Origin of the sequence: Amnibacterium sp. CER49, assembly GCF_029846255.1 — a bacterium.
GTDB lineage: Bacteria > Actinomycetota > Actinomycetes > Actinomycetales > Microbacteriaceae > Amnibacterium.
Map to the genome: position 1 here is coordinate 1,733,904 of NZ_JARVWQ010000001.1, position 16,961 is coordinate 1,750,864.

Genomic DNA, 16,961 nt, shown 5'->3' on the forward strand with positions numbered 1-16,961 from the left:
GCCCGAAACCGGGCAGGGAGGACGTCAGCGGTGGACCTCTACGAGTACCAGGCTCGCGACCTGTTCGAGCACTACGGCGTACCGGTGCTGGCCGGCGTCGTCGCCGACACGCCGGAGGAGGCCAGGGCCGCCGCCGAGCGGCTCGCCGGCACCGTCGTCGTCAAGGCGCAGGTGAAGACCGGTGGCCGCGGCAAGGCCGGCGGCGTCAAGGTCGCCCACTCGCCCGACGAGGCCGCCGCCGCCGCGGAGGCGATCCTCGGGCTCGACATCAAGGGCCACGTCGTGAAGCGCCTCATGGTGGCCGCCGGCGCCCGCATCGAGCGCGAGTTCTACGTCTCGATCCTGCTCGACCGCGCGAACCGCTCCTACCTCTCGCTCGCCTCCTACGAGGGCGGCATGGAGATCGAGGAGCTCGCCTCGACACGGCCCGACGCGCTCGCCCGCGTCGAGGTCGACCCCATCGAGGGCGTGACGCTCGACAAGGCCCGCGAGATCGCCCGCGCGGCCCGGTTCCCCGACGACCTGCTCGACGACGTCGCGCCGGTCCTCGAGCGGCTCTGGCACGTCTACCGCGACGAGGACGCCACCCTCGTCGAGGTCAACCCGCTCGTGCGCACCGAGTCCGGCGAGATCATCGCGCTCGACGGCAAGATCACGCTCGACGACAACGCCGCCTTCCGGCACCCCGAGCACGAGGCGCTCGCCGACGCCGGCGACGTCGACCCGCTCGAGGCCAAGGCCAAGCAGCACGACCTCAACTACGTGAAGCTCGACGGACAGGTGGGGGTGATCGGCAACGGCGCCGGTCTCGTCATGTCGACCCTCGACGTCGTCTCCTACGCGGGGGAGCGGCACGGCGGCGTGAAGCCGGCGAACTTCCTCGACATCGGCGGCGGCGCGAGCGCCGACGTCATGGCCGCGGGGCTCGACGTGATCCTGTCGGACCCGCAGGTGAAGAGCGTCTTCGTCAACGTGTTCGGCGGCATCACCGCCTGCGACGCGGTCGCGAACGGCATCGTCGGCGCGCTCGCCAAGCTCGGTGACGAGGCGAACAAGCCGCTCGTCGTGCGGCTCGACGGCAACAACGTCGAGGAGGGGCGGCGCATCCTCACCGACGCGGCGCACCCGCTCGTCACGCTCGTCGACACGATGGACGCGGCGGCCGACCGAGCCGCCGAGCTCGCGGCGGCCTGAGGCGGAAGGGACACCACCATGTCGATCCTGATCGGCTCCGACACCAAGATCATCGTCCAGGGCCTCACCGGCTCCGAGGGCACGAAGCACGCGACGCGCATGCTCGCCTCGGGCGCGCAGGTCGTCGGCGGCGTGAACCCGCGCAAGGCGGGCACGACCGTCGAGATCGGCGGCGCGACGCTGCCGATCTTCGGCTCGGTCCGCGAGGCGCTCGCCGAGACCGGCGCCGACGTCTCCGTCGTGTTCGTGCCACCGGCGTTCGCGAAGGCCGCCGTCGTCGAGGCGATCGAGGCCGGCACCCCGCTCGTCGTCGTCATCACCGAGGGCATCCCGGTGAAGGACACCGCCGAGTTCTGGGCGCTCGCGAAGAGCAAGGGCGGCACGACGCGCATCATCGGCCCGAACTGCCCGGGCGTCATCAGCCCCGGCAAGTCGAACGCGGGCATCATCCCGGCCACCATCACGGGCAGCGGGCCGATCGGACTCGTCTCGAAGTCGGGCACGTTGACCTACCAGATGATGTTCGAGCTCGCCGACATCGGCATCTCGACGGCCGTCGGCATCGGCGGCGACCCGATCATCGGCACGACGCACATCGACGCGCTCGAGGCCTTCGAGGCCGACCCCGAGACGAAGGCGATCGTCATGATCGGCGAGATCGGCGGCGACGCCGAGGAGCGCGCCGCCGACTTCATCCGGCAGTCCGTCACGAAGCCGGTCGTCGCCTACGTCGCGGGGTTCACGGCGCCCGAGGGCAAGACCATGGGTCACGCCGGGGCCATCGTGTCGGGCTCCGCCGGCACGGCTCAGGCGAAGAAGGAGGCCCTCGAGGCCGCGGGAGTCAAGGTCGGCCGCACCCCGAGCGAGACCGCCTCCCTGATGCGCGAGGTCGTCGCCTCGCTCGGCATCGGCGCCTCCGCCTCCTGAGGCCGCCGCGATCCGGCCGTCGCGAGCAGCGACGGCCGGATCGGCGCATCGCCGGAGTCGGTCCCGCGTCCCGCGCGGGGCGCTGCCTAGCATCGCCCGCATCGTGACCTCCGACCTCGCGGCCCCGCCGCGCTCCTCGATCGCCCGGCCCGTCCGCGTCCTCGCGGTCGTCGCGGGCGCGGTCGACGCGCTCGCCGCGGTCGCCCTTCCGTTCGGCGCCCTCGTCGTCGTTGCTCTGATCGCCTGGGCCGCCCTCGGCGCGACGGCGCCCTGGTCCGCGTTCGTCGGCGCCGCGGCGGACGCCTGGCTGCTCGGGCACGGCGTCGACCTCCAGGTGACGGTCGCCGGGCACGCGTTCCCGGTCACCCTCGCCGCGCTCGGGCCCGCGCTCGTCACGGTCGGGCTGGGGGTCCGAGCGGGTCGCCGCGCGGCGGCAGGGGCGCCGGCGCCCGCCGCCGTCGCCGCCCTGCTCACGACCGCCGCGGCCTCCACCGCCGTGGCCGCGCTCGGCACCGCTCCGGCGGTCCGGCCCTCGCTCGTGCAGGCCGCGCTGCTGCCGGCCGCCCTGCTCGGTACAGGGCTCCTCGCCGGGCTGCGCCTCGAGCGCGGTCCGCTGCTGCCCGGAGGCCGCCTCGGCGCGGGGCTGCGCGCCGGCACCGGCGCCGTCGCCGTCGTGGTCGCCGCCTCGGGCGTCGCCGTCACGACCCTCCTGCTGCTCTCGCTCGCCCCCGTCCTCGGGCTCTACGAGTCGCTCGGCGCGGGCCCCGCGGGCGGGGTCGCGCTCACCGCCCTCCAGGTGCTGCTCCTGCCCACCGTGGTGCTGTGGGGCGTCGCGTGGTTCAGCGGCGCGGGCTTCGTGCTCGGCGCCGGCTCATCCGTCGGGCCGCTCGGGACCGCGGTCGGCCCGCTGCCGTCGCTGCCGCTGCTCGGCGCCCTGCCGCACCCGGATCCCGCGCTCGGGCTGCTCGGTCTGCTCGTGCCGGTGCTCGCCGGGTTCGGCTGCGGTCTCGTCGCGCAGCGCCGCGACCGCGGCGACGCCCCGCCGCTCGTCACGGGTCCGGTCGCCGGGCTCGTCGCCGCCTGCTGCGCCGGCGTGCTCGCCGCGCTCGCCTCGGGGTCCGCCGGGCCCGGCCGGCTCAGCGCCGTCGGACCGGACGCGCTGCAGGTCGCGGGCCTCGTGCTGCTCGAGGTCGGCATCCCCGCGACGCTCGGGGCGCTCGTCGGTCGCGTCCGGACGGCGGCGCCCGCCCCGGAGCCGGAGGAGCCTGCGTCGCTAGGCTTCTGAGCGTGCTGTCGGTCGTCGTCCTGATCTCGGGCGGCGGCAGCAACCTCCGCGCGCTGCTGCAGCGCTGCGAGGAGGCCGGGTTCCCCGCCCGGGTCGTGGCGGTCGGCGCCGACCGTGACGCCCCGGGGATCGTGCACGCCGACGAGTTCGGCGTGCCGACCTTCCTCGTGCCGTTCCCGTACTACGACAGCCGCGAGGAGTGGGGGCAGGCGCTGCTCCGCGAGATCCGCAAGTGGGCCCCCGACGTCGTGGTGCTCTCGGGCTTCATGCGGCTGCTGCCGGATGCGGTCGTCGACGCGCTCGGCCCGCGCCTGATCAACACGCATCCCGCCTACCTGCCCGAGTTCCCGGGCGCCCACGCCGTCCGCGACGCCCTCGCGGCCGGAGCGACCGAGACCGGAGCGAGCGTGATCCTCGTCGACCACGGCGTCGACACCGGGCCGGTCCTCGCCCGCGAGCGCGTGCCGGTGCTGCCCGGCGACACCGAGGGCACGCTGCACGACCGGATCAAGCCCGTCGAGCGGCGGCTGCTCGCGCAGGTGCTGCGCGACGTCGCCGACGGGACCCTCGACCTCGAAGGAGCCGCATGACTCGAGCACGAGTGCGCATCGCCCGCGCGCTGCTGTCGGTGAGTGACAAGACCGGTCTCGTCCCGCTCGCCGGCGCGCTCGCGGACGCCGGCGTCGAGCTCGTCTCGACCGGATCGACGGCCGCGACCCTCGTGGCCGCGGGCCTCCCGGTGACGCCGGTCGAGCAGGTCACCGGGTTCCCCGAGTCGCTCGACGGGCGCGTGAAGACGCTGCACCCCGCGATCCACGCCGGGCTGCTCGCCGACCTCCGCCGCGACGCGCACGCCGACCAGCTGCGGGAGCTCGGCATCGCGCCGTTCGAGCTCGTCGTCTCGAGCCTCTACCCCTTCGAGCGGGCCGTCGCCGAGGGGCGGGGCGACGAGGAGATCGTCGAGCAGATCGACATCGGCGGCCCGGCGCTCGTGCGGGCCGCGGCGAAGAACTTCGCGAACGTCGCCGTGGTCACGGCCCCGGCTCAGTACGACGCCGTCGTGGCCGCGCTCCCCGCCGGCGGCACGACGCTCGAGCAGCGCCGGGCGCTCGCCGCAGCCGCCTTCATCCGCATCGCCGAGTACGACCGCGCCATCGCCGACTGGTTCGCGCCGGCCGGCGACCAGGAGGAGCGGGGGTCCTACCGCTTCGAGGTCGCGCCGCTGCGCTACGGCGAGAACGCCCACCAGGCCGCGGCGCTCTGGCGCAGCCCCGGCGACGCCGGCCTGGCGCAGGCGGTGCAGCACCACGGGCGCGAGATGTCGTACAACAACTACGTCGACGCCGACGCGGCCGTCCGCGCCGTGCTCGACTTCGACGAGCCCGCCGTCGCCGTCATCAAGCACGCGAACCCGTGCGGCATCGCGGTCGCGCCGCCCCGGGCCCCCGACCCCGTCGCCGCCGCCCACCGCCGCGCGAACGACTGCGACCCGGTGAGCGCCTTCGGCGGCGTGATCGCCGCGAACCGAACCGTGACGCTCGGCATGGCCGAGGCGGTCGCGCAGATCTTCACCGAGGTGATCGTCGCGCCCGGGTACGAGCCCGAGGCGCTCACCGTGCTGTCGGGGAAGAAGAACCTCCGCATCCTCGAGCTGCCGCAGGGCTTCGCCCGGCCGACGCGCGAGTTCCGGCAGGTCTCCGGCGGGGTGCTCGTGCAGGAGCCGGACCGCTTCGACACGCTCGACACCGCGACCTGGCGGCAGGTGACGGGCCCGGAGGTCGACGAGGCGACCCTCGCCGACCTCGTCTTCGCCTGGAAGGCGTGCCGCAGCGTGAAGTCGAACGCGATCCTGCTCGCCGACCGCGGCGCCGCCGTCGGCATCGGGATGGGTCAGGTGAACCGGGTCGACTCGTGCCACCTCGCCGTGCGGCGGGCGGGGGAGCGGGCCCGTGGTGCGGTCGCCGCGTCCGACGCGTACTTCCCGTTCGCGGACGGCGCCGAGGTGCTGCTCGCGGCCGGGGTGCGCGCGATCGTGCAGCCGGGCGGCTCGGTGCGCGACGCCGAGGTGATCGCCGCGGTCGAGCAGGCGGGCATCCCGATGCTCCTCACGGGCGAGCGCCACTTCTTCCACTGAATACCCAGGCGATCCGCGCTGGTCGCGGTTGTGCCCCGAAGGGGGTTCTGCTTAGGGTGGAAGGCTGCTTCGCCGGAAGTGCGGAGCACCGGCCGCCCGCGGCCGACCGAGGGACAGGAGGCTCGCGATGATCGTTCCCCTCGGAGCTGCGGCCCGCCCCGTCCGGCCCTAGCGCCCGACCCTCGCTCGAACGACCGCGCCCACGCCGGGCGCACCCTGCCGACGCCGACGACGGCGTCCCGCAGCGGTCCTCGCCGTGCCCTGCCCACGGTGAGGACGAGAGGAAACCTGTGACCCGTCCGCCTCGTGCGCCATCGACCCTCCAGGCGATGCGACGACTGCTGCCCTTCGCGCGCCCGGCGATCCCGAGCGTGCTCATCGCCATGGTGATGGCGCTCGCCGCCTCGCTCGTCTCGCTCGCGATCCCGCAGGTCCTGCAGCGGCTCGTCGACGGCCCGCTGCGCGCCGGCGACCCCGCTGCGGTGCCCGGCGCGGTCGTGCTGATCGCCGTGCTCGGCGCGGTCGAGGCCCTGCTCTACATGCTCCGGCGGCGCTACATCATCGGCCCCGCCACCGGCGTCGAGACCTCGATGCGGCTCGCGTTCTACCGCAAGCTGCAGGACCTCCCCGTCGCCTTCCACGACCGCTGGCCGAGCGGGCAGCTGCTGTCGCGGTCGATGAGCGACCTGAGCCTCATCCGCCGGTTCATCGCGTTCGGCGTCGTCTACCTCGTCGTGAACGTCGTCACCGTCGTGATCGGCGTCGTCGTGCTCGCGGTCCTGAACCCGCTGCTCGCCGCGCTCTTCACGGTCTGCTCCATCCCGCTCTGGGTGAACGGCTTCCGCTTCGAGCGCCGGTACACGGTCGTCGCACGGCGCAGCCAGGACCAGGCGGGCGACCTCGCGACGCTCGTCGAGGAGTCGGTGCACGGCATCCGCGTGCTGAAGGCGTTCGGCCGCAGCCGCACCGCGCTCGAGCAGTTCGCCTCGCGTGCCGAGGAGCTGCGCGGCACCGAGATCGAGAAGTCGAAGGCGCTCGCGGGCATCTGGCTCTGGCTGCTGCTCGTGCCCGACGTCGCCTTCGCGCTCTGCCTGCTCGCCGGCGTCTGGCAGGCGTCGCTCGGCGCGATCACGGTCGGCGGCCTCGTCGCGTTCTTCGCGACCGGCACCGTGCTGCGGTTCCCGCTCGAGTCGATCGGCTTCCTCATGTCCATGCTGTTCGACACCCGAGCCGCGACGGACCGGCTGCACGAGGTGTTCGACAGCGAGAACACGATCACGGACCCGGAGCGCCCCGAGCACCTCACCGAGGCGCGGGGCCGGCTCACCTTCGACGGCGTGCGCTTCGGCTACCCGGACGCGCCGGCGGATGCCGAGCTGCTCCGCGGCGTCGACCTCGACATCCGCCCGGGCGAGACGATGGCGCTCGTCGGGCTCACCGGCAGCGGCAAGACCACGATGGTCGAGCTCGCCGGACGGCTGTACGACGTGACGGGCGGTGCCGTGCGTCTCGACGGGGTCGACATCCGCGACCTGACCCGCGAGGAGCTGCGCACGCACATCGCGATGGCGTTCGAGGACGCCACGCTGTTCTCGGCGACCGTCCGCGACAACGTGCTGCTCGGCCGTCCGGACGCGGGCGACGACGTGCTCGCCGAGGCGCTCGACATCGCGCAGGCGTCGTTCGTGCACGACCTCCCCGAGGGGCTCGACACGAGGATCGGTGAGGAGGGGCTCAGCCTCTCCGGCGGCCAGCGGCAGCGCCTCGCGCTCGCCCGCGCGGTCGCGGCGAATCCTGCCGTGCTCGTGCTCGACGACCCGCTGTCGGCGCTCGACGTCGACACCGAGGCGCTCGTCGAGGCGGCGCTGCGCCGGGTGCTGACCCGCACGACGGCGCTGATCGTCGCCCACAGGCCGTCGACCGTGCAGCTCGCCGACCGCGTCGCGCTGCTCGAGGAGGGGCGGATCATCGACGTCGGCACGCACACCGAGCTGCTCGCCCGCAGCGAGCGCTACCGCTTCGTCATCTCGAGCTTCGACGAGCGCGAGGAGCGCGAACCAGAGGAGGTGGGCGCGTGACCGTCCTGGGCGTCGCCGGCGAGGAGCGCGGCGCGGACCTGACGAAGGCGGAGCGACGGCAGCTGCGCCGACGCTCGGTGCGCCTGCTCGGCAGCCTGCTGCAGCCGCTCAAGGGGCGGCTCGTGCTCACCGTGCTCGTCGTGGTGCTGAGCACGGCGCTGCAGGCGCTCGGCCCGGCGATCATCGCGTGGGGCATCGACACGGGGCTGCCGTCGCTCATGAAGGCGCACCCGCTGCCGCTCGTGGGCGCTGTGGTCGTCTACCTCGTCGCCGGGGTGCTCGCGGGCACCACCATCGCGGCGTACACGATCCAGACCGCGCGGATCAGCCAGGCGATCCTCATCGACCTCCGCAAGCGCGTGTTCCTGCAGACGCAGCGGCTGAGCCTCGAGTTCCACGAGACGTACACCTCGGGCCGCATCATCTCGCGGCAGACGAGCGACCTCGACTCCATCCGCGAGCTGCTCGACGGCGGCATCAACCAGCTCGTCATGAGCGTGCTCTACATGCTGTTCACGGCGGTCGGCCTCGTGCTCGTCGACCCCGAGAGCGGCCTCGTGCTCGCCTGCTCGTTCGTGCCGCTCGCCGCCCTGCTCGCCTGGTTCCAGCGCCGGAGCGAGGCCGTGTTCCGTGAGTCGCGCGTGGCGTCGGCGAAGCTCATCGTGTTCTTCGTCGAGACGATGACCGGCATCCGCGCGGTGCAGGCGTTCCGCAAGGAGCAGCGGAACGAGGCCGAGTACGGGGCGCTCGCCGAGGACTACCGGCGCATCAACGCGGACGCGATCAAGCTGTTCGCGGTGCTCGACCCCGGCCTCACGCTCATCGGCAACCTCACCGTCGCCGTGGTGCTGCTGATCGGCGGCTTCCGCGTCGCGACCGGTGGGATGGCGATCGGCGTGCTGCTCGCCGCGGTGCTCTACACGCGCCGGTTCTTCGACCCGATGGAGGACCTGGCGACGTTCTACAACGCCTACCAGGCGGCCGCCGCGGCGCTCGAGAAGGTGTCGGGCGTGCTCGAGGAGCGCCCGAGCGTCCCCGAGCCGCTCGCTCCGAAGCCGCTGCCCGCGTCCGTGCCGGGCGCGGGGCACGGCCACGTGCGCTTCGACGACGTGCGGTTCTCGTACCGTGAGGGCCGCGAGGTGCTGCCGCGCTTCGAGCTCGACGTGCCCTCGGGGCAGACGATCGCGCTCGTCGGCTCGACCGGCGCCGGCAAGTCGACCCTCGCGAAGCTCATCGCGCGCTTCTACGACCCGTCGGAGGGGCGGATCACGCTCGACGGGGTCGACCTGCGCGACCTCTCGAGCGCCGACCTGCACGCCGCGGTCGTCATGGTGACCCAGGAGGCGTACCTCTTCTCGGGCACCGTCGCCGACAACATCGCCCTCGGCAAGCCGGGGGCGTCGCGCGACGAGATCGTCGCGGCGGCGCGCGCGGTCGGGGCCGACCCGTTCATCCGCGGTCTGCCGGACGGCTACGACAGCGACGTGAACAAGCGCGGCGGCCGCGTCTCGGCGGGGCAGCGGCAGCTGATCTCGTTCGCGCGGGCGTTCCTCGCCGACCCGGCGGTGCTGATCCTCGACGAGGCGACCGCGTCGCTCGACATCCCGAGTGAGCGGCTCGTGCAGGAGGCGCTGCAGACGCTGCTCGCCGACCGGACGGCGCTGATCATCGCGCACCGGCTCTCGACGGTGGCGATCGCCGACCGGGTGCTCGTGATGGAGCGCGGCCGCATCGTCGAGGACGGGCCGCCGGAGGATCTCATCGCCGGCACCGGCCGCTTCGCCTCCCTGCACGCGGCCTGGCGCGAGTCGCTCGTCTGAGTTCATGGTCTTCTGCGCAGAAGACGTCGTTAGCAGTCCGGCCCGGCCCGCGCTGGGCCCACAGCCGGTGCTCCCGGCTGGGGAGGGCCGGCCCCCCCCCCCCCCCCAGCACCGCTGCCCGAGCGATGCCGAGTCAGGCTCGGTCGGGGGACCAGGACGCCTTCGCGAGGTCGACGCGGTAGCCGGCCGGCGTGGGCGCGGGGAGCAGCGGTGTGCCCTCCGCCTCGTAGTGCTCACGCGCCGCGGCCTCGTGCCCGGACGGCGGATGGCCGCCGGCGCGGATCACCCGCCACCAGGGCACGGCGGAGCCGTGATAGCGCAGCACCATGCCGACGGCGCGTGCGCCGGGACGCCCGAACACCCAGGCGACGTCGCCGTAGGTCATGACGCGTCCGGCCGGGATCTCGGCGACGACCTGCAGCACGGCATCCGTGTAGTCGCCGGAGGCGGAGAACACCCGCGTCACGAGGGATCACCCCTGGTCTCGAACCGCGCCGACCGAACCCCGATGGCGAGCCGGTCTCGGGAACGGGAGCCCGGGCCCTCGCGGGAGCCCGGGCGGACCGCCCACGACGTCTCCGACGCGTGCACGCGTCGAAGACCGCTGCTCACAGGTGCGTCGCGCCCAGGACCTCGCCGTACTGCGTCTCGCCGACGGGGGAGAAGCCGAGGCGGAGGAAGAACTCCTCGGGGCCGCCCTCGCCGCGCTCCCAGATCGCCGTGAGGCGCTCGAACCCACGTGAGCGGGCCTCGTCGGCGAGGGCCTGCACCGCGAAGCGGCCGACGCCGCGACCCTGGGCGCTCGCCTTCACGTTGATCGACCAGAGGCAGCAGCGGAACTCCTCGCGCGGCTCGTCCGGGTCGAGGTTGCCCTTGATGAAGCCGACGACCTCGTCGCCGTCGAGCACCACGCGGGGCCACGCGGCGGCCGGGTTGACCGTGTGCTCGGCGGTGGAGTAGCTGACGGGAGTGGCGTACGCCTCCTGCCCCTTCTTCAGCGTCAACGCGTTCGCGGCCACGATGTTCGCGGCGCTGAGCGGCTCGAGGCGGAGCGTCGGCATGGGGTCAGGCTAGTGGTGGGCCCGAAGTTCCCGCACCACCGCCGTGACTAGAGTGATCGCCGCCCGCGAATGCGCGGGACGGCAGGACAAGGAGCGGTGCGTGGAGAAGATCAAGGTCGAGGGCACGGTCGTCGAGCTCGACGGCGACGAGATGACGCGCATCATCTGGCAGTCGATCAAGGACACGCTGATCCACCCCTACCTCGACGTGGACCTCGAGTACTACGACCTCGGCATCGAGAAGCGCGACGAGACCGACGACCGGATCACGATCGACGCGGCCAACGCCATCAAGAAGCACGGCGTCGGCGTCAAGTGCGCCACGATCACGCCCGACGAGGCGCGCGTGCAGGAGTTCGGCCTGAAGAAGATGTGGCGCAGCCCGAACGGCACGATCCGCAACATCCTCGGCGGTGTCATCTTCCGCGAGCCGATCGTCATCTCGAACATCCCGCGGCTCGTGCCGGGCTGGAACAAGCCGATCGTCATCGGCCGCCACGCGTTCGGCGACCAGTACCGCGCGACCGACTTCACGTTCGAGGGCGAGGGCACCCTCACCATCAGCTTCCAGCCGAAGGACGGCGGCGAGGCGCGCTCGTTCGAGGTGTTCCAGTCGCCGGGCGGCGGCGTCGCGATGGCGATGTACAACCTCGACGACTCGATCCGCGACTTCGCCCGCGCGAGCTTCAACTACGGCCTCGCCCGCAACTACCCCGTCTACCTGTCGACGAAGAACACGATCCTCAAGGCCTACGACGGCCGCTTCAAGGACCTGTTCCAGGAGATCTTCGACGCGGAGTACAAGGAGCGCTTCGACGCGGCCGGGCTCACCTACGAGCACCGGCTCATCGACGACATGGTCGCCTCGTCCCTGAAGTGGGAGGGCGGCTACGTCTGGGCGTGCAAGAACTACGACGGCGACGTGCAGTCCGACACGGTGGCGCAGGGCTTCGGCTCGCTCGGCCTCATGACGAGCGTGCTCACGACGCCCGACGGCAAGGTCGTCGAGGCCGAGGCGGCGCACGGCACCGTGACGCGGCACTACCGCCAGCACCAGCAGGGCAAGCCCACGTCGACGAACCCGATCGCGTCGATCTACGCGTGGACGCGGGGGCTCGCCCACCGTGGGAAGCTCGACGGCAACCAGGCGCTGATCGACTTCGCCGACACGCTCGAGGACGTCGTCGTGAAGACGGTCGAGGGCGGTGCGATGACGAAGGACCTCGCGCTGCTCGTCGGGCCCGAGCAGCAGTGGCAGACCACCGAGGAGTTCCTCGCGACGATCGCCGACAACCTGAGGACCCGCCTCGGCTGAGGCCGGACGGGAACGGCACGAGGGCCGGCGGACTTCGCGTCCGCCGGCCCTCGCTCGTCGTCGGAGGCGGTCAGCTCCGGATCGCCGACTGCCCCTGCTGCTGCGTGCCGACCTGCTGGGTGCCGACCTGCTGGGTCGAGCCGGTGCTCGACACCTCGATCTTCCGCGGCTTCGCGCGCTCGCTCACCGGGATGGTGATCGACAGCACGCCGTTCTCGTACGTGGCGGTGATGCGCTCGGTGTCGAGCCCGTCGCCGAGGCTCAGCTGCCGAAGGAAGGAGCCGCTCTGCCGCTCGTGGGCGAGCCACTGCACGCCCTGCGCGTCGCGCAGCGTGCGCTCGGCGCGGATGGTCAGCAGCTGCCCGTCGACGTCGATGTCGACGCTGCCCGGGTCGACCCCCGGCAGGTCGGCGTTCAGCACGTAGTGGTCCCCGTCGCGGTACAGGTCCATCGGCATGACCCGCGGGCTCTGGGCGCTGCCCAGCAGGGCGGTGGTCATGCGGTCCAGCTCACGGAACGGGTCGAAGTTCATCGCCATTGCTCGTCCTTTCGCTCGCTGCGCTCCCGGGGTGGGAGCCGGGTTGAGCGGACCTCGCTCAACACGCACGAGGTTAGCACTCGGCGTGGTGGAGTGCCAGGTCCTGGCGAACTCGAAGGATGCTTCAGGCGCTCCTGAAGCGACATGCCTCGCCGACGCCGCCACCGACCGCGGCGCGCCGCGGGAGGGAACGGCGTCGCGCCGCCGCGGATCCGGCAGAGCGGCGGATCCGCGACCCATTCGGACCAGGGTCCGGATCGGGTGCCGTCGTCCGCATCCGTGGTCGAGCGGGTCGGGGACGCGAGCCGGATCCCTGGCCGAGCCGGGAGGGATCACTCGCCCCGCTTCAGGACGCGGCGCAGGCCCGGAAGGACAGCCTTCGACCCGGCGTCCCGGCGCCGCCCCTCGGTGGCCCCGAGGTCACCGGAAGATGATGGTGCGGCGGCCGTCGAGCAGCACGCGGTCCTCCGCGAACCAGCGCACCGCCTGCGTGAGCGTGCGGCTCTCCTCGTCCTGACCGATGGCGACGAGCTCGCGCACGGAGTGCGCATGGTCGACCCGCACCACGTTCTGCTCGATGATCGGCCCCTCGTCGAGGTCGCTCGTCACGAAGTGCGCCGTCGCCCCGATCAGCTTGACGCCGCGCTCGTGCGCCTGCTTGTACGGGTTCGCGCCCTTGAAGCCCGGCAGGAACGAGTGGTGGATGTTGATGATGCGGCCGGCGAGGCGCTCGCAGAGGGCGGGGGAGAGGATCTGCATGTACCGGGCGAGCACCACGAGCTCGACGTCGTGCTCCTCGACCGCGGCGACCACGCGCTCCTCGAAGGCCTGCTTCGTCGCGGGATCCGCGACCGCGTGCGCCTCGAACGGGACCCCGTAGAACCCGGCGAGCCCCGCGAGCGTCGCGTGGTTGCCGAGCACCAGCGGGATCTCGATCGGCAGCAGCCCCGAGCGCTGCCGGAACAGCAGGTCGTTCAGGCAGTGCGCCGCGGTCGAGACGAGCACGAGGGTGCGCAGCGGCCGGCCGACCACGTCGAGCCGCCACTCGGCCGAGAACTCGGCGGCCACCCGGCCGAGGTGCGCAGCGAGCTGCTCGCGCGTCGCGGCCGACTCGACCTGGAGGCGCATGAAGAAGCGGCCGGTGTCGGCGCTGCTGAACTGCTGGCTCTCGGTGATGTTGCCGGCGGCCGCGACGACGGCGCCGCTGACCGCGTGCACGATGCCCGGCCGGTCGGGGCAGACGAGGGTCAGGACCCAGTGGGTGCTCCCGGTCACGGCGCTCACTGTATCCACAGCCCTTCTCCATCCGTGGGACGCAGGCGCGTCACCGGGAGCGTTTAGTGTGATCCCACTCTGACGAAGAGAAGGGCCCGATCATCGACCGTCCCGCACTCGATGCCGAGACGCTGGAGGACGTCCGCCCGATCGCCGAGCGCATCCTGGCGGCGGTCGCCACGGTCATCGACGGCAAGGACGAGGTCATCCGCGCGGCCCTCGCGGTCATGCTGGCGGGCGGTCACCTGCTCATCGAGGACGTCCCGGGCGTCGGCAAGACGATGCTCGCCAAGGCGCTCGCCCGCGCCACCGGCGGCACCGTGAGCCGCATCCAGTTCACGCCCGACCTGCTGCCCTCCGACGTCACCGGCGTCTCGGTCTTCGACCAGAGCAGCGGACGCTTCGAGTTCAAGTCCGGGGCGGTGTTCGCGAACGTCGTCATCGGCGACGAGATCAACCGCGCGTCCCCGAAGACGCAGTCGGCCCTGCTCGAGTGCATGGAGGAGAGCCAGGTCACCGTCGACGGCGCCACCTGGCCGCTGCCCGAGCCGTTCACGGTCGTCGCGACCCAGAACCCGGTCGACATGGAGGGCACCTACGTGCTGCCCGAGGCGCAGCGCGACCGCTTCATGGCCCGCATCTCCATGGGGTACCCCGACCAGGAGTCCGAGCGGGCGATGCTCCGCTCGCACGACCGGGTCGACCCGATCGACGCTCTCGAGCCGGTGCTCCCGCCCGGCCGGTTCGCCGGGCTCGCGATCGCCGCTCGCGACGTGTTCGTCTCCCATGCCGTCGAGACCTACGTGCTCGAGATCGTGGCCGCCACCCGCACGCATCCCGAGGTGCGGCTCGGCGCGAGCCCGCGGGCGAGCCTGCAGCTCGTGCGCGCCGCGAAGGCCGCCGCGCTGCTCGACGGCCGCGACTTCGTGCTGCCCGACGACGTCGAGGCGCTCGCGCCCACCGTGCTCGCGCACCGGCTCGTGCTCCGCCGCACCGGGGTCGACTCCCGCGACGGGCAGACCGCTGCGGCGATCAAGATCGTCGAGCGGGTGGTGAAGACCACGCCCGTCCCCCTGCAGTGAGGCTCCGGTTCGCGAGGCCCCGCCTCGACGACCTGCCGCCCGTACGGCTCACCGCGCGCGGCTGGCTGCTCGCCGGCGCCGCGATCGTCGGCCTGCTGGTCGCCTACATCGCCGGGTGGCCCGCCCTGCTCGCGGTCTCCCTCTTCTGCGGCGCCGCGGTCGCCGCCGGCGTGGTCGTGACGATGCTCGCCCCGATCAGCATCGACGTCGAGCGGCGCATCGCGCCCGACGTGACGGAGCCGCGGCGGCCGGTCACGGTGCGGCTCACGATCGGCGGGTCGGTGGCCGCGGGATCCGAGTGGACGGACATCGTGCCGGTGTCGCTGCAGCTCACCGGCCGGGCCTCGGGCCGCCTGCCGCGCCTCGGTGCCGGCCTCGCCGCGACGGAGGCCGAGTACGTCGTGACCCCGAAGCGGCGCGGCATCGCCACCATCGGGCCGCTGCGCCTCGAGCGCACCGACGCGCTCGGCGTCGCGGTCGCGATGCGGCGGGGCGGCGGCAGCGCGAGCCTCACCGTGCTCCCCACGGTGCACGAGCTCGTGCCCCCCGGCGCCGCGACCCGCGCCGACCTCGATCCCGACGCGGTGGCCGTGTTCGGCCTGACCGGCGACCAGCGCGACATCATCGCTCGCGAGTACCGGGCCGGCGACCCGATGCGGCAGGTCGACTGGCGGGCCACCGCCCACCGAGGCGAGCTCATGGTGCGCTCCGAGGCCGCCGCCGCAGCGCTGTCGACCGCGCTCGTGTTCGACGTGCGCGAGATGATCTGGAACGACCCGCTCGTGTTCGAGTGGGCGATCGAGTGCGTGGCGTCGCTCGTCGCCGCCGTCGATGCCCGCGGCTCGACCGTCCGGCTCGCCACCGACCTCGCAGGCCCGATCGCCACGGACGGCGACGCCGCGCTGCTCGCCCTCGCGACGGTCGCCACCGCCGACGGCAACGTCAAGCCCGCGGACCTCGTGCGCCGCGTGCGCGGCGAGCACGTGCAGGTGCTCCACGTGGTCACGGGCGCTCGCGGCGCGGGTGACCTCGAGCAGCTGCCGCCCGCCGGGCAGGGTCTCGTCGGCCTCGTCTCGGTGGTCGGTGCGGTGTCGCAGCAGGTGAGGGTGCCGCGCGGCTGGCGGGTCACCGTGCTCGACCCGCGCCGGCCCGTGGAGGAGGCGTGGTCCCGTGCCTGAGCGCACCGGATCGCTCTCCGCCGCGGGCACCATCGCGGTGATCGTCGCCACCCTCTCGTTCCTGCCGATCGTGCAGGGCACCGGCTGGTGGACGCTCTCCATCGTCTTCTGCGCGGTGGCGGTCGCGGTCAGCGCGGGCTCCCGGGCGCTCGGGGCGACGCACGCGGCCGCGGCGATCCTCGGCCTCACGACGATCCCGATGCTCGCGACCGCGGTCGACGGCGCCGGGCAGGGCCTGCTGCTCGTGCTGCCGACGACGGCGTCCTCCCTCACGGTGAACCAGACGCTCGCCGACGCCTCCGCGCAGATCTACGCCGACACCGTGCCGGCCGGAGCGACCCCCGGCATCGAGCTGCTCATCGCGGCCGGCGCGGCCACGGCTGCGGTGCTCGTCGACCTCGTCGCCGTCGGCCTCCGCGCCCCCCTGCCGGCCATGCTCATCGTGCTCGCCCTCGCGATCGTGCCCGGCAAGGCGTTGCGCACCGGCACGAACGGCTGGCTGCTCGTCGCGGTCGCCGCGACGGTGCTGCTCGTCATCGGTGCCGACCGCTGGGCGCGGGGCGCAGCCCCGCGGCTCTCCGGCCTCGCGGGCGGCGGCGCCCTCGCGCTCGTGCTCGCTCTGCTCGCGCAGGTCGTGCTGCCCGCACCGCTCGTGCAGACGGCCGAGGGCCTGCCGCTCCAGCCGCTGTTCGGGCCGGGCGCCGACCCCCTCATCCGCCTCGGCGACAACCTGCGGCGGGGTCCGAAGACCCCGGTGCTCTCGTACGAGACGACGTCGAAGCAGGACGTCTACCTGCGGCTCGCCGTGCTCGAGGACTTCACCGGGTCGACGTGGTCGCCGCAGGGCGCCGACCGCTTCGCCGGCGACACCGCCGCGCCGTCCGCGCCCGGCCTGCTGAAGGAGTCGGCCGTCCGCACCGCCGTCACCCGCGTCACCGCCGCCGACGGATCGGCGATCGGCGAGCGGCTGCCGCTGCCGTACCCGGCCGAGCAGGTGCTCGGCGTGCAGGGCTTCGCGTGGGACAGCCACGGGCTGACCCTCCTGCGGCGCGACGAGTCGGCGCCCATCGAGCA

Annotated in this window: 15 protein-coding genes; 10 read left to right on the top strand and 5 right to left on the bottom strand. The window is 73.3% G+C overall.

Going from position 1 to position 16,961, the window contains the following annotated elements; all coding sequences use genetic code 11:
- The first annotated feature begins 30 nt into the window (after positions 1-30).
- The 7 genes from sucC (at position 31) to QDR37_RS08520 (ending at position 9,438) form a co-directional block, all read left to right on the top strand.
- Positions 31-1,194 (top strand): ADP-forming succinate--CoA ligase subunit beta, encoded by a 1,164-nt coding sequence (gene sucC, locus QDR37_RS08490; protein ID WP_279713191.1) that lies wholly within the window; start codon positions 31-33, stop codon positions 1,192-1,194.
- Between the two features lie 18 nt (positions 1,195-1,212).
- On the top strand, positions 1,213-2,121 hold the full coding sequence (gene sucD / locus QDR37_RS08495) for a succinate--CoA ligase subunit alpha (RefSeq protein ID WP_279713192.1): 909 nt from the start codon (positions 1,213-1,215) through the stop codon (positions 2,119-2,121).
- 103 nt (positions 2,122-2,224) lie between these two features.
- On the top strand, positions 2,225-3,406 hold the full coding sequence (locus QDR37_RS08500) for a DUF6350 family protein (RefSeq protein WP_279713193.1): 1,182 nt from the start codon (positions 2,225-2,227) through the stop codon (positions 3,404-3,406).
- Between the two features lie 2 nt (positions 3,407-3,408).
- Positions 3,409-3,996 carry a phosphoribosylglycinamide formyltransferase gene (gene purN, locus QDR37_RS08505; protein WP_279713194.1) on the top strand — a complete coding sequence of 196 codons (588 nt, stop codon included), beginning with the start codon at positions 3,409-3,411 and terminating at the stop codon, positions 3,994-3,996.
- A complete protein-coding gene (purH, locus tag QDR37_RS08510; RefSeq protein WP_279713195.1) occupies positions 3,993-5,540 on the top strand; it encodes a bifunctional phosphoribosylaminoimidazolecarboxamide formyltransferase/IMP cyclohydrolase in 1,548 nt (515 codons plus the stop codon). Before purN ends, purH begins: the two co-directional genes overlap by 4 nt.
- Positions 5,541-5,869: 329 nt before the next feature.
- Positions 5,870-7,618, top strand: coding sequence for an ABC transporter ATP-binding protein (locus QDR37_RS08515; RefSeq protein WP_279713196.1), 1,749 nt, complete (start codon positions 5,870-5,872; stop codon positions 7,616-7,618).
- Positions 7,615-9,438 carry an ABC transporter ATP-binding protein gene (locus QDR37_RS08520; RefSeq protein WP_279713197.1) on the top strand — a complete coding sequence of 608 codons (1,824 nt, stop codon included), beginning with the start codon at positions 7,615-7,617 and terminating at the stop codon, positions 9,436-9,438. The genes QDR37_RS08515 and QDR37_RS08520 overlap by 4 nt, the downstream gene beginning before the upstream one ends.
- A gap of 133 nt (positions 9,439-9,571) precedes the next feature.
- On the opposite strand, the gene QDR37_RS08525 is transcribed toward QDR37_RS08520, so the two are convergent.
- Positions 9,572-9,895, bottom strand: a complete 324-nt coding sequence (locus QDR37_RS08525; protein ID WP_279713594.1) for an MGMT family protein — start codon at positions 9,893-9,895, stop codon at positions 9,572-9,574.
- Between the two features lie 151 nt (positions 9,896-10,046).
- A complete protein-coding gene (locus tag QDR37_RS08530) occupies positions 10,047-10,499 on the bottom strand; it encodes a GNAT family N-acetyltransferase (RefSeq protein WP_279713198.1) in 453 nt (150 codons plus the stop codon).
- Between the two features lie 100 nt (positions 10,500-10,599).
- Here QDR37_RS08530 and QDR37_RS08535 point away from each other — a divergent pair, with 100 nt between their 5' ends.
- Positions 10,600-11,814: an NADP-dependent isocitrate dehydrogenase gene (locus QDR37_RS08535; RefSeq protein ID WP_279713199.1), complete on the top strand. Its 1,215-nt coding sequence runs from the start codon at positions 10,600-10,602 to the stop codon at positions 11,812-11,814.
- A gap of 70 nt (positions 11,815-11,884) precedes the next feature.
- Here QDR37_RS08535 and QDR37_RS08540 read toward each other — a convergent pair whose 3' ends face one another.
- Both QDR37_RS08540 and purU read right to left on the bottom strand, forming a co-directional pair.
- A complete protein-coding gene (locus QDR37_RS08540) occupies positions 11,885-12,352 on the bottom strand; it encodes an Hsp20/alpha crystallin family protein (protein WP_279713200.1) in 468 nt (155 codons plus the stop codon).
- Between the two features lie 420 nt (positions 12,353-12,772).
- Entirely contained in the window at positions 12,773-13,627 is an 855-nt protein-coding gene (gene purU / locus QDR37_RS08545; RefSeq protein WP_279713201.1) for a formyltetrahydrofolate deformylase, read from the bottom strand.
- Between the two features lie 101 nt (positions 13,628-13,728).
- Between purU and QDR37_RS08550 the strand changes: the two genes are divergently transcribed.
- Together QDR37_RS08550 and QDR37_RS08555 are read left to right on the top strand one after the other, a co-directional pair.
- Entirely contained in the window at positions 13,729-14,709 is a 981-nt protein-coding gene (locus QDR37_RS08550; protein ID WP_279713595.1) for a MoxR family ATPase, read from the top strand.
- Positions 14,706-15,887 (top strand): DUF58 domain-containing protein, encoded by a 1,182-nt coding sequence (locus QDR37_RS08555; RefSeq protein ID WP_279713202.1) that lies wholly within the window; start codon positions 14,706-14,708, stop codon positions 15,885-15,887. The genes QDR37_RS08550 and QDR37_RS08555 overlap by 4 nt, the downstream gene beginning before the upstream one ends.
- Here QDR37_RS08555 and QDR37_RS08560 read toward each other — a convergent pair.
- Entirely contained in the window at positions 15,835-16,917 is a 1,083-nt protein-coding gene (locus QDR37_RS08560) for a hypothetical protein (RefSeq protein WP_279713203.1), read from the bottom strand. The genes QDR37_RS08555 and QDR37_RS08560 overlap by 53 nt on opposite strands.
- Positions 16,918-16,961 lie beyond the last annotated feature (44 nt).